Source organism: Bombella pluederhausensis (assembly GCF_026385525.1).
Classification (GTDB): Bacteria; Pseudomonadota; Alphaproteobacteria; order Acetobacterales; family Acetobacteraceae; genus Bombella; species Bombella pluederhausensis.
Genome location: NZ_JANIDY010000001.1, coordinates 866,818 through 879,841 on the forward strand (window position 1 = coordinate 866,818; position 13,024 = coordinate 879,841).

Sequence of the window (13,024 nt, forward strand, 5' to 3'; positions counted from 1 at the left end):
TCTCATGTCTGATCCGCACGAACTCTTTCGCAAGGCAATCTTTGCCACGCAGCGCGCCCTGAGTGGTCATCAGGATGTCCCCATGACGCCCGCTCTGGCCTCTCTTGAGCGTGCGGCTCTTACCCCTGAGGACAAGACCTACATCCGAGGGGCCACGGATGCCGTGGCCCTCCACCAACGGCATCATGACCCGGAGAAGCGCATCACCATCCCCGATGCGCAGACCCAGACCATCACCGATGGTATGGAACAGGCCCGCTGCGAGGTCTATGGAGCCCGCCATATGGCAGGGGTTCAGGCCAATCTGGAGGATTATCTGGGGCGTAGGCTCCACACTCTCAACAGTGCCAAAATGATCGAGCGGGATGACATGCCTGTCCCGCTCGCCTTGGAGCTGCTGACGCGAGAAGCCCTATCTGGCCGGAAACTGCCGGAAAGCATGACCGGCCCAGCGCTGGACCAATGGCGCCAGTCCCTCAGCCCAAAAGCTCGTGATGCTCTGGCCCGACTGGCTGACGTGCAGAATGACCAGACTCTTTTCAATGAGGCGTCCCGGCAGTTCGTAAAAGTCTTCACCATGAAGGAGGCCGATGAAAAGACGGATGAGCCGGACCCTTCAAAATCCCGTGGCCAGAGTCAGGAAGACAAGACAGACGGCGAATCCTCCGCTCCCGATCCTCAGGGGCAGGAAGAAGAAGACGGCACGACAGAGGATGCCGAGGCCGCCATCAGCGATGATTCGGATGAATCCGCCAGCGCAGAAGGCCTTTCCTCCGATGAGATGGAAGCCATTCTGACGGAAGGCGAAAATGGCTACGAACAGCCTGCCGGTCCTTCCGCTCAACCCGAGGAAGAACGGGACTGTGTTGTAAAGAAGCTCGACAGCTATCAGGCCTATACGCAGGAATTTGACGAGGAAGTCCACGCTAGCGATCTCTGCGACCCGACCGAGCTGGACCTGCTGCGTGAAAAGCTGGATGAACAGCTCCAGCAGACTCAAGGTTTCGTCTCCCGTCTGGCGCATCGCCTGCAACGCAGACTTCTGGCGCAGCAGCAGCGCCGCTGGCATTTCGATCAGGAAGACGGCATTCTTGATGCAGCCCGTCTACCACGCATCATCAGCAACCCGTCTCTGCCTCTTTCCTACAAGCAGGAAGGCAAGATCGACTTCCGTGATACGACCGTCACCCTGCTGATCGACAATTCAGGTTCCATGCGAGGCCGCCCCATCACCACGGCGGCCATCTGCGGCGACATCCTTGCCCGCACGCTGGAACGCTGCGGCATTAAGGTCGAAGTTCTCGGCTTCACCACACGGGCATGGAAAGGCGGTCAGAGCCGGGTGAAATGGAGCGAAGCGGGCCGCCCGAAAGAACCGGGCCGCCTGAATGATCTCCGCCATATCATCTATAAATCGGCAGACACACCGTGGCGGCGTGCCCGGCGCAATATCGGCCTCATGCTGCGGGAAGGACTGCTGAAAGAAAACATCGATGGTGAAGCCCTGCTCTGGGCATGGAAACGCCTGAAGCACCGCCCGGAACATCGCCGTATCCTCATGGTCATTTCTGACGGGGCACCAGTGGATGACAGCACCTCCTCCGCCAATGGCCCGGAATATCTGGACCTCCACCTGCACCGTGTCATTCACCAGCTGGAAAATGACCCGTCCGGGGAGCTGCTGGCCATCGGCATCGGGCATGATGTGACACGTTATTACGCCAATAGCGTAACCATCAGCTCTGCCGAAGACCTTGGGGATACCATGGTTGCCCAGCTCACAGCTCTGTTTGCACCATCAACGACCAGAAAAGGACGGAGGGGATAATTTTCCCCTCCCCCCATTGCCAGAACTTCTGGTCTCCGCCACTCTCCGGAACATTATGTTGCATTCTTCTGCCCGTTTTCTACGCACTCTGACCATGATGGGAGGCCTCTCCCTACTGGCCCTGACCAGCACCGGCGGTCTGTCATCTGCCGCTGCCAGCACCCTGCCCCATCTTTCAGCAGACTGCTTTACCTACACGCCGGGGCAAATCGTCAAATCCGGTCAGGGTGTGCTCATCAAGGGGATGCAGGCAGAGCTGACAGGGACGCAGCATCGTATCACCATCACCTCCAGCACGGTGGTTGACCATAAACGCAAAATGAATGACGAGGCTCTGGCACGCCTCAACGCTGCCGTGGCCTATGCGGCCCTGACGGCCTATCATCGCGGCATGACCGAAGCCTGTTCCACCCAGCCCTTGCCCGAAGTAAAGGAAGTTCAGAACACACTGCCAGAGCTGACCTGGAAGGGCATCACCATGACGAGACCAGACCGGGTCTCCACGGCGAACTCAGCCCATGTGAATGTTCTCAGCACAGCGCCAACCATTCATGTGGTTTTTGATGCCACAGGGCTGCATTCCGCTGGTGCTATCCTGCTACCTTCTACCCTTTCGGGTGACGTAACATTCGTTCCGACCTCTAAACCACCCTATCACCTGACCATCAACAGGTTTCACACCATCCTCAATGGCAGTGATGTTGATGGTGAGGGACGGGTAACGGCTGGTGAAGGCTCTAAAAACCTTCAGGCAGATGTGCATCTCGCCATAAGCAAAATCGGCGATATGATCGATCAGGTCGGCAAGGTTGCCCCGGCGAAAATTACCGCCGCACTCCTCATTGCCCGCCTCATGGGCGAGCGGGAAGCCAATCACCGTACAGGCTGGCATATCATCGTGAATAATGGCACGATCCGGGTCAATGGCATCAAAGTGCCTGCCCCTTTCTGAGCCCTGCACTCAGATCATACAAAAAAAGCCGCCCCTTTTTTGAGGCGGCTTTTTTTCATGCCTGCTCCAGCTTCTGGATACCTTCAAGCGTGTGCATCTGCTCTGCCAGACGGGGCGTAATGCGATAGAAACCCGGTAGTCTGATTTCAATATCCTGCGTTTCTTCAAGCGTTGGCAGCAATACAATGCGCCCACGCCCTCCCTTCACGCTCTCCAGCATGTCATGGAGTGGGTCCAGTGCGGTTTCATGATCGATCCAGACCCGCAACTCACTCTTTTCATGCGCCGCAGCCGCTTCAAGGTCCTGCACGCTGTTCGCCGTGATGCGCAGAGCATCACCATCCAGTTTCAGCTCAGCCTGCACAAGCACGGCCTGCCCTGCTACCAGCAGGTCTCGACAGGCCTGCAAGGTCTCGGAGAATAACGTAACCTCACAGCCACCACTGGCATCCGTCAGCGTCACCCACGCCATCTTCTTGCCCGTCCGGGTGGGGCGTTCCTTCTTATCCACCACACAACCTGCAATGGAGACACGCATCACCCCCTGATGGGCTTTACTTTCCAACTGGAGAGACGGCGTCACACCAAGGCGCCGCAGCACATGCTTATAAGCATCCAGCGGGTGAGCGCTCATATGAAAACCGATCACACTGGCCTCGTGAGACAGCCGCTCGAAATCCGGCCATGGGCGGACTTTCTTCAACCGGAGAACTTCCCGCAGGCTGCTATCCACGCCACCACCGAACAGCCCCACCTGCCCCACTTCTTTCTCCTGCGCACGGGACTGTGCCCGGCGCAGGATGATCTCCGCACTGGCAAACACCGTATGACGGTCTGGCTCCAGACTGTCGAAGGCTCCGGCTTTGGCCAGACTTTCCATCTGTATCTTGTTGATGTTGCGGGAATCGCATCGCTCCGCAAAATCCGTCAGGTCACAAAATGGCTTTGTCCCCCGATCCCGCACCAGCCCTTCCATCGCCACAAACCCAACACGCTTGACGGCTGCCAGAGCGTAACGGATGCCAAGCTGCCCATCCTCCATTTTTTCAATAGAGAAATCAGCCTGCGATTTATTGATGTCCACTGGCAGAACAGGAATCCCCATCCGTCTGGCTTCCTGACAGAGAGCTGCCAGTTTTTCCGTCTTTTCCCGTGCCAGAGACATGCAGCCTGCGAGGAAGGCCACCGGGTGATTCGCTTTCATCCAGGCTGTCTGATAGGAAACGAACGCATAAGCCGCCGCATGGGATTTGTTAAACCCGTAATTGGCGAATTTAGCCATGAGGTCGAAGACTTCTTCCGCCTTCTCCGCCGTAATGCCCCGCTTCGTGGCGCCTTCACAGAAGATAGCCCGCTGCTTTTCCATCTCCGAGGCAATTTTCTTACCCATGGCACGCCGCAGCAGGTCAGCACCACCAAGGCTGTAACCAGCCATTTTCTGGGCAATCTGCATCACCTGTTCCTGATAGACCATGATGCCATAGGTCTCTTCCAGAATCGGGCGGATTTCCTCATGGGGCGGCTCCCACGGAGCCCCATGTTTGCGGCGACAATATTCCGGAATGTTTTCCATCGGGCCGGGACGATAAAGCGACACACCGGCGATCAGGTCTTCCAGACGGCTGGCAGCCATCTGCTTGAGCATGTCCCTCATGCCCGCCCCTTCGAACTGGAACACGCCCGCCGTGTCACCACGGGCCATCATCTCGAAGGTTTTCTTATCATCCAGAGGAATATGGGAGAGGTCCACCTCCACCCCCAGCTCCCGCAGGAAATCGACCCCCCGCTTGAGAATGGTCAGGGTCGTCAGCCCCAGAAAGTCGAACTTGACCAGCCCGGCCTGCTCCACGAACTTCATGTTATACTGGGTAACCAGCATTTCACTTCGAGGATCGCGGTAGAGCGGCACAAGCTCCACGAGGTCACGGTCACCAATCACCACACCGGCTGCATGAGTCGAGGCATGGCGATACAGCCCTTCCAGCTGCAAGGCGATTTCCAGAAGACGGCGGATCATCTCATCTGTATCCCGCATCTCCTGTAAGCGGGGTTCTTCCTCAATGGCCTGTGCCAGTGGTGTCGGCTTGGCCGGGTTGTTCGGGATCAGCTCCGCAACACGATTGACCATGCCGTAAGGCAGGCCCAGCACACGCCCCACATCCCGCACCGCCGCCTTGGCCTGAAGCTTTCCGAAGGTGATGATCTGCGCCACACGTTCATGGCCATATTCATTCCGCACATAGCGGATGACCTCATCCCGCCGGTCCTGACAGAAATCGATATCAAAGTCCGGCATGGATACACGTTCAGGATTCAGGAAGCGTTCGAAAAGCAGCCCAAACGGAATGGGATCAATATCCGTGATGGTCAGTGCATAGGCGACCAGTGACCCTGCCCCGGACCCACGCCCCGGCCCTACCGGAATGTCATGCGCCTTGGCCCACTGAATAAAGTCCGCCACGATGAGGAAGTAACCGGGGAAGCCCATATCAGCGATGATGTTCAGCTCGGTCTCAAGCCGTTCCTCATATTCTGCCCGGCGTTCCTCACCATCCTTCATGACGGCCAGACGGTTCTCCAGTCCTTCCCGTGCCATCGCCCGGAGGGTTTCTTCTTCCGTACTGCCTTCACGAACTTTCGGACAGACCGGCAGAAGTGGCTTGCGGGTATTCACCGCTACGGCACAATGCCGGGCAATCACCAGCGTATTGTCGCAGGCTTCCGGCAGATCATGGAATAGTGCCCGCATTTCCTCCGGCGTCTTAAACCATGCCTGACGGGAGACACGCCAGCGATCTTCCTCCGCCATGGTGCGCCCTTGGGCAATGCAGAGCAGTGCATCATGTGCTTCATGCAGCTCCGGCTTGGGAAAGAAACATTCATTAGTCGCCACAAGCGGCAGGTCCAGCTCATCGGCCAGAGCGATCAGCTGCGGCTCGGTGATCTCCTCCCCGGCTTCGTCCAGCCGGTTGATCTCAACCGCTACATAACCCCCGAATGCTTCCTTGAAACGCTGAAGCATCTGCCTTGCAGCTGCAGTCTGTTCACCAAGCAACAGCCTATTGATTGGCCCTCTATTGCCGCCCGTCAACAGGAACAGTCCCTCGGCACGGCTACAGAGCACATCCAGCGGCATGGATGGGTCTGCCGAATCACCATTCAGAAAGCCCTGCGTGGAGAGATACTGAAGATTCTCCAGCCCTTCTTCCGTCCTGGCCAGAACAACCAGCGGTTCCGCCGGAACACCGGGCCTGCCCGAAGCTGATGGCAGAGCCAGCTGACACCCGATGATAGGCTGTACACCGGCCTTGCGGCAGCTCTGGGAGAACTCCAGCCCACCGAACATATTGCCACTATCCGTCAGCGCTACGGCAGGCATGGCGTTCTTTTTGGCCAGCTCTACAAGCTCGGAAACACGGATGGCTCCCTGACTGAGAGAGTAGGCAGAGTGATTACGGAGATGAACAAAACTGGCGTAAGACATGGCCCATAGTTACCATGCCCTCACACCACTGCGGAACAGAAAACGCCCTCACCCCTGAAAAGGAACGATGCGCCCTTCGTCCAATGTTACGGTGCGATCCATCGCTGCGGCCAGAGCCTCGTTATGGGTAGCGATCAGCGCCGCCACGCCTTCTTCCCGCACGACACGCATAAGCTCGGCAAACACAAGATCAGCCGTCTTCGTATCCAGATTGCCCGTTGGCTCATCGGCCAGAAGCAGACTAGGACGGTTTGCCAATGCACGGGCAATCGCCGTCCGCTGCTGCTCCCCGCCAGACATGCGGCCCGGCAGGGCCTCCAGCCGATGGGAGAGCCCAAAACGGACCAGCAGATCTTCCGCCCGCTTTCGGGCCTCAGCTGGTTTCACGCCCGCTGCCAGCTGGGGGAGCACAACATTCTCCACTGCCGTGAATTCCCGCAGCAAGTGATGAAACTGATACACGAAACCGATTTCATCCCGCCGCAGAGCCGTCCGACCTGCCTCGCCCATTCTGGAAGTCGCCTGTCCCCTGATGAAGACCTCGCCCTTATCAGGACGCTCCAGTAGGCCAGCGAGATGCAACAGAGTGGATTTACCTGTTCCACTCGGTGCAACGAGCGCTACCAGCTCACCACTTTTCAGGGTGAAGTCGGCCCCACGCAGAATATGCAGCTCCTCATCCCCAGAATGGAAGGACCGGCCCAATGCCTCAAGTGACAGGACCGTGTTCTGCTCTTTCTCACTCATGGCGCAGAGCCTCCACCGGGTCCGTCTTTGCTGCACGCCATGAGGGATACAGTGTCGCCAGCAGGGACAGGACCAGCGACAGCACCGCTACCTCCACCACCTGCGACCAGACCAGACGGGCAGGCAGACGGGCCAGAAAATAGACTTCCGGATTGAACAGGTCTGTCCCCGTCAGGGATTCCAGAACGTGACGGATGCGTTCGATATTCAGGGCGAAGCAGATGCCCAGCCCTGTTCCCACGACCGTGCCCACAACACCAACAGACGCCCCGCACATGAGGAAGATACGCATCACGCTCCCCCGACTGGCCCCGAAGGTCCGCAAGACGGCAATATCCCGTGTCTTGTCCTTCACCATCATGATGAGTGAGGAAATCACGTTGAAAGCCGCCACGAGAATGATGAGCGTGAGAATGAGGAACATCACGTTCTGCTCCACCGTCACGGCATCCAGAAAACCGTTGGCGCTCTGCGTCCAGTCCAGCACCTGAAGACGGGGATCATTCAGGGCCTCCGCAATCCTGCGGCTGACGGACTGGACATCCAGCGGGTCAGACGTGCTGACCTGCATAAGAGATACACCATCACCCAGCATCAGGAACTTCTGGGAGGCCGCCAGAGGCATCAGGATGATGTTGCTGTTATAGTCGTTCCAGTTGGCATCAAAGATCAGGGCCACATGCAGCTTCCGCACTCGTGGCATCGTGCCGAATGGTGTGGCCTGCCCGTTGGGGGACAGGATGGTCAGTGGTGAGCCGACATGCAGGCCAGCCCGTTCGGCCAGCGTAATCCCCACGGCCACGGCGGAATCACCCTGGAAGTCATCCAGACTTCCTTCCATGATTCCATCACTAAGGGCTTTCCAGTTCCGCAGATCATCCTGCGCCAACCCTTCCAGCATGGCGCCCGTGGAATAACGGCCCGCTTCCGCAAGGACCGTGCCCTGCGTCATGGGCAGGACCTGCGTCACACCGGGAACCTTACGGATCAGCGCTGCATCATCCTTATATTCCCGGATGACCTGCCCGTAGGCATAGACGTTGAGGTCCCCATGCAGGCCAAGAATCCGACCCATGAGATCGGCCTTGAAGCCGTTCATCACGGCCATGACGATAATGAGCGTTGCTACCCCCAGAGCAATCCCCACAAGGGAAAAAAGCGCAATGACGGATGCAAAACGCTCCCCCTTGCGGGCCCGCAGATAACGTAGGGCAACTGTCCGCTCAAATCGCCCGAACATGATTAGCCAAGCCCCAGCTTCGCCAGAGCTTCCTCCAGAGGCAGCTCACTCCGCTCACCGGAAGCACGATGCTTCAGCTCCACCATGCCCGCCTTGGCCCCACGGGGACCAACGATGATCTGCCACGGATGACCCATCAGGTCGGCATCGTTGAACTTCACGCCAGCACGATCGGAACGGTCATCATAGAGCAGCCCTTCCGGGTCACGGCTGTAGATGGTCTCGCAGAGCTGGTCACACAGCTCATCACCGGGGCGAAGATTAAGCAGAGCCGCCCGATAAGGCGCCACTTCCTCCGGCCAGATGATCCCGGCTTCGTCATGAGAGGCTTCGATAATGGCCCCGACCAGACGGGACACGCCAATGCCATAAGACCCCATATGCGGATGGAGAGGCGCACCATCGGCACCACTCACTTCCACGCCCATGGATTCGGTATATTTCGTACCGAAATAGAAGATGTGGCCGACTTCAATCCCACGGCCCCCACGGCGGCGATCTTCCGGCACACTCTCCCATGCGGAAAGATCGTGCTTTTCATCCGTGGCGGAATAGGTCGTCTTCACGATCTCACGCAGCTTCTGGAAGTCTTCCTCCTCCTGCGGGTCGAGGCCGATGTTATCCCAGTCAATCTCATCCCAGCCAGCATCATAGAAGACCTCGCTTTCCCCAGTCGGGGCGAGGACGAGGAATTCATGGCTCAGCTCACCACCGATTGGCCCGGTATCAGCGGCCATCGGCACGGCCTGCACGCCCAGACGGCGGAAAATCTTCAGATAGGACAGCATGATACGGTAATAGCTGCTTACCGCCTCATCATAGGAGAGGTCGAAGCTATAGCCGTCCTTCATGTAGAACTCACGGCCACGCATCACGCCAAAACGGGGGCGGATTTCATCCCGGAACTTCCACTGGATATGATAGAGCATCTTCGGCAGTTCACGGTAGGATTTCACCGTGCCACCAAACAGGTCCGTCACCATTTCCTCATTGGTCGGGCCGTAAAGCAGCTCACGATCCTGTCTGTCCTTGATGCGCAGCATCTCTGGACCATAGGCATCGTAACGGCCGGAACGCCGCCACAGCTCGGCGGACTGAACGGTTGGCATCAGGATTTCCTGCCCACCAATTTTATCCTGCTCCTGCCGCACGATAGTGGCGATGTTCCGCAGGACACGCAGCCCCGCAGGCAGCCATGTATAGATACCTGATGAAGACTGACGCACGAGCCCTGCCCGCAGCATCAACCTGTGAGAGGCGATCTGTGCCTCAGCGGGGACTTCTTTCAGAGTAGGCTGAAACGCCTGACTTAACCGCATATTCCTGTTTCCTCAGACGCGCAGAAGGTGAACATCAACCAGCGGACGCTTCCGCAGTTTCCGGCCCAAAGCCCGGCGCAGCGCCGTACGGGCTGCATCCCGGAATGCCTGATCGTCCTGACGGAACTCATCAGGTATCTCATCAATGGCATAGGCAAATTCTTCACGGATGCGGGAACTTTCAGGGTCATCCCGTTCCAGAAGACCCGGCGCACTGATGCGCGGCTCACCGATGACATAGCCCTCATCATCCACGGCAAAGCTGGCCAGCACCATACCGTTGAACAGCATCCGGCGGCGGGCCGCCAGTACGCCGCCCGTCATGGGCAGAAGACGGTCGCCATCCAGGGCCAGCAGGCCGGTTGGTGCCGTATCGACCACTTCAACAGGCCCCGGCCCCAGATTAAGAATATCACCATCTTCCAGCAGCACGGCCTCGGCACCGCATTCACGAGCCAGTGCCCCGTGAGCCGTCAGATGACGCCATTCCCCATGGGTAGGAATGCTGTAACGGGGACGGACCAGACTGTAGAGATGACGGATATCGCCACCAGTCGCATGGCCGGATGTATGCACCATGCCGTCCTTATCCGTCAGAACGGTCACACCGCGGCGGGTCAGGTTATCCTGTACGGTCATAACCGCCTGCTCATTCCCCGGAATAACACGGGAGCTGTAGATGACCGTATCCCCCTCGCCCAATGAGATGGTGGAGTGGGTATCACAGGCAATCCGAGACAGGGCGGAACGGGCCTCACCCTGACTGCCGGTGATAATCATCAGCAGGTTCTCATCCGGAACATCCTTGATGTCATATTCCGTCAGGAACGGTGGCAGATCGGCGAAATAGCCGCATTCACGAGCAGCGGATTCAAGATTGCGGAGAGAACGCCCCACCACCATGATCTCACGACCAGAGGCCAGACCAGCCTTGGCGATGCTTTCCACACGGGCCACGTTACTGGCAAAGCAGGTAACGGCGACACGCCCTTCCAGTTTGGCAATCATTTCCGTCAGGCCGACACGGACTTCCGCCTCGGACTGGGAGCGCCCTTCTTTCATGACATTCGTGCTGTCGCCCACCATGGCCAGCACGCCCTCATCACCCAGTGCACGGAAGGCATCTTCATCTGTCACAGGACCAACCAGCGGGGTCGGGTCCAGCTTCCAGTCGCCAGTGTGAATGACAATGCCATGCGGGGTACGGATAGCAATGGCCTGCCCTTCCACAATGGAATGTGTCACCGGAATGAACTGAAGGTCGAACGGCCCCACCTCAAACCGGGAACCCGGCATGACGATGTGAATGATGACCTGATTCTGCAGTCCGGCTTCAGCCAGCTTGCGGCGCAGTACCGCTGCCGTGAAAGGCGTGGCATAGACCGGGCAACGCAAATAACGCCACAGATGGGCCACAGCCCCCACATGGTCCTCATGAGCATGTGTGATGACCAGCCCGTGCAGACTGTCCCTCCGTTCCGCAATGAAGGTCGGGTCAGACATGAGCACATCAGCTTCCGGTGTATCATTACCGGAGAAACCAATGCCGCAGTCAATCGCCAGCCAGTGCTCCTTACCGTCCTCACGCAGACGGTAAAGATTGAAATTCATGCCGATCTCGCCCGTCCCTCCCAAAGGAAGGTAGGCGAAATCACTTTTCTGTTCTGTCATAAACGCATCATATCCTGTTCAAGCGTTATCAGGGTGCCCGGAGGCATTATGGGCCTGTTGCCCAGAAAAATCGGTAATGAAGCGATCCCGGTTCTGCGCTGCCAGCATCCGCAGCCCTTCCAGCGTCAGATCAGGCGCCACTTCATCAAATAACGTTGTCCCTTCAGAAAAGAGCGGGGCCAGACCGCCGGTCGCCACAACTCTGGGACGTTCATCCATCTCACCGGCAATGCGGTGTACAATTCCTTCGACCAGACCCACATAACCCCAGAAAAGGCCTGATCGCATCGCAACACTCGTGCTGCGGCCTATTGCTTCCACCGGCCGCCCAACACTGACACGAGGCAACCGTGCCGCTGCCTGATGCAGCGCATCCATCGAGAGATTAACCCCCGGTGCAATCGCTCCGCCGCAATAGCGGCCCTGAGCATCGACAACATCAAAGGTTGTCGCCGTTCCAAAATCCACGACCACAAGCGGGCCACCACCATAAAGCTGGCGTGCCGCAAGGCCATTCAAAAGGCGATCCGCTCCCAGCTCGGCGGGCGTATCCACCAGTACATCCATCTGCCAGTCCAGCTCATGGTTGGCCACCAGGGGCTCGACATGCAGCCAACACCGGCATAAGCGCCGCAGATCATACAATGCAGCCGGAACCACCGTACCGATGATTGCCTGCGTTATACAATCCGGGCTCAACCCGGTCCTCTCCATCAGGCTTAGGAGCCAGACAGCATATTCATCTGCCGTTCTACGGTCATCTGTCGAAATGCGCCAGCGTCCTACCCATGATCTGCCATCATGAACGGCAAAAACCACGTTCGTATTGCCAGCATCAATGACGAGCAGCACATCGTCCCCTTTACTCACAGATCACATCACCCGTCACAACTGAAACCACGGCACCACCGTCCAGCGTGAGCAGAAGATGCCCCTGTGCATCCAGCCCGGCAAAGCGGCCTACTGTCTCCCTACCATGTCTTTGAAGGATCAGTCGAGTACCCAGAGGGTGAGCCCGTTGCATCCAGCCTTCCCAAACAGCTTTATTCCCCTCACCCTGCCAGCGTTCGCGCCAGTCATCAAAAAAATGGAGGATGGCACGAGCACAGGAAACAGCATCTGGTGGAGGGCAGAAATCTGCCAGAGCGGCAAGCTGTCGCCCTTCAATGGCCGGGGCCTGCCGCAAATTGGCCCCCATACCGATGACGGCCCAGCACGCAGAAGGGTCAGCACCAGATAGAAAGCTGGTTTCTATGAGAATGCCCGCCATCTTACGCCCGGAAAGCAGAAGATCATTAGGCCATTTCAGCCGTAGCTGGTCAGACAATGTGTCGGAACCAGACGCAGAAACCAGCCCATCATAAAAGGCCAGACTGACCAGATAGGGCAAAACCGCCCGAAAATCCTGATTGTCGGAAAAATGAAACAGGAAGGAAAAAGCGAGGTTTCCTTCACCACTATCCCAGCTTCGCCCACGGCTGCCCCGTGCGGCACTCTGTCGCTCTGCCAGTATAGCCAGCCTGTCTTGTTCGCCGGCTTCAGCCCGTTCCCGACAGAGATCGGAAGTGGATGCCAGCGTTTCATAATGTTCGAAACGCCAGTTCATAAAAAAACTTGAATGTGGGGTGGTGGGCAATGACGGGATCGAACCGCCGACCCTCTCGGTGTAAACGAGACGCTCTACCGCTGAGCTAATTGCCCGCCCCGACTTATATGCAAAAGCATCTCGGAGCGCAACGGGGAATTTTCATTTTTTTTCAAAAAATTATCTTCCCCGCCCGGT

Annotated in this window: 9 protein-coding genes and 1 tRNA gene; 2 read left to right on the forward strand and 8 right to left on the reverse strand. The window is 57.8% G+C overall.

The genetic code is table 11. The features are described from left to right. Positions 1 to 4: 4 nt before the first annotated feature. The gene (locus NQF86_RS03925) at positions 5 to 1,828 is read left to right on the forward strand and encodes a cobaltochelatase CobT-related protein (RefSeq protein WP_266116284.1); all 1,824 of its coding nucleotides are present in this window, start codon (positions 5 to 7) and stop codon (positions 1,826 to 1,828) included. 55 nt (positions 1,829 to 1,883) lie between these two features. Next, entirely contained in the window at positions 1,884 to 2,780 is an 897-nt protein-coding gene (locus tag NQF86_RS03930) for a hypothetical protein (RefSeq protein ID WP_266116285.1), read from the forward strand. A 55-nt stretch (positions 2,781 to 2,835) separates the two neighbouring features. On the opposite strand, the gene dnaE is transcribed toward NQF86_RS03930, so the two are convergent. From dnaE to NQF86_RS03970, 8 genes are all read right to left on the reverse strand, one after another. Then, positions 2,836 to 6,264 (reverse strand): DNA polymerase III subunit alpha, encoded by a 3,429-nt coding sequence (gene dnaE, locus NQF86_RS03935; RefSeq protein WP_266116286.1) that lies wholly within the window; start codon positions 6,262 to 6,264, stop codon positions 2,836 to 2,838. A gap of 48 nt (positions 6,265 to 6,312) precedes the next feature. Beyond that, the gene (locus NQF86_RS03940; protein ID WP_266116287.1) at positions 6,313 to 7,011 is read right to left on the reverse strand and encodes an ABC transporter ATP-binding protein; all 699 of its coding nucleotides are present in this window, start codon (positions 7,009 to 7,011) and stop codon (positions 6,313 to 6,315) included. Next, positions 7,004 to 8,251, reverse strand: coding sequence for a lipoprotein-releasing ABC transporter permease subunit (locus NQF86_RS03945; protein WP_266116288.1), 1,248 nt, complete (start codon positions 8,249 to 8,251; stop codon positions 7,004 to 7,006). Before NQF86_RS03945 ends, NQF86_RS03940 begins: the two co-directional genes overlap by 8 nt. 2 nt (positions 8,252 to 8,253) lie before the next feature. Next, entirely contained in the window at positions 8,254 to 9,570 is a 1,317-nt protein-coding gene (gene proS, locus NQF86_RS03950; RefSeq protein ID WP_266116289.1) for a proline--tRNA ligase, read from the reverse strand. A gap of 12 nt (positions 9,571 to 9,582) precedes the next feature. After that, on the reverse strand, positions 9,583 to 11,241 hold the full coding sequence (locus tag NQF86_RS03955; protein WP_266116290.1) for a ribonuclease J: 1,659 nt from the start codon (positions 11,239 to 11,241) through the stop codon (positions 9,583 to 9,585). Between the two features lie 18 nt (positions 11,242 to 11,259). After that, positions 11,260 to 12,093: a type III pantothenate kinase gene (locus NQF86_RS03960; protein WP_266116463.1), complete on the reverse strand. Its 834-nt coding sequence runs from the start codon at positions 12,091 to 12,093 to the stop codon at positions 11,260 to 11,262. Between the two features lie 10 nt (positions 12,094 to 12,103). Continuing rightward, positions 12,104 to 12,847 carry a biotin--[acetyl-CoA-carboxylase] ligase gene (locus NQF86_RS03965; protein ID WP_266116291.1) on the reverse strand — a complete coding sequence of 248 codons (744 nt, stop codon included), beginning with the start codon at positions 12,845 to 12,847 and terminating at the stop codon, positions 12,104 to 12,106. 20 nt (positions 12,848 to 12,867) lie between these two features. Continuing rightward, positions 12,868 to 12,942, reverse strand: a tRNA-Val gene (locus NQF86_RS03970). Positions 12,943 to 13,024: the final 82 nt, after the last annotated feature.

What these genes read in the sequence shown, in the direction of transcription:
- dnaE (WP_266116286.1), bottom strand. Translation starts at nt 6,264, where the DNA reads ATGTCTTACGCCAGTTTTGTTCATCTCCGTAATCACTCTGCCTACTCT.
- NQF86_RS03945 (WP_266116288.1), bottom strand. Translation starts at nt 8,251, where the DNA reads ATGTTCGGGCGATTTGAGCGGACAGTTGCCCTACGTTATCTGCGGGCC.
- NQF86_RS03955 (WP_266116290.1), bottom strand. Translation starts at nt 11,241, where the DNA reads ATGACAGAACAGAAAAGTGATTTCGCCTACCTTCCTTTGGGAGGGACG.
- NQF86_RS03930 (WP_266116285.1), top strand. Translation starts at nt 1,884, where the DNA reads ATGTTGCATTCTTCTGCCCGTTTTCTACGCACTCTGACCATGATGGGA.
- NQF86_RS03940 (WP_266116287.1), bottom strand. Translation starts at nt 7,011, where the DNA reads ATGAGTGAGAAAGAGCAGAACACGGTCCTGTCACTTGAGGCATTGGGC.
- proS (WP_266116289.1), bottom strand. Translation starts at nt 9,570, where the DNA reads ATGCGGTTAAGTCAGGCGTTTCAGCCTACTCTGAAAGAAGTCCCCGCT.
- NQF86_RS03925 (WP_266116284.1), top strand. Translation starts at nt 5, where the DNA reads ATGTCTGATCCGCACGAACTCTTTCGCAAGGCAATCTTTGCCACGCAG.
- NQF86_RS03965 (WP_266116291.1), bottom strand. Translation starts at nt 12,847, where the DNA reads ATGAACTGGCGTTTCGAACATTATGAAACGCTGGCATCCACTTCCGAT.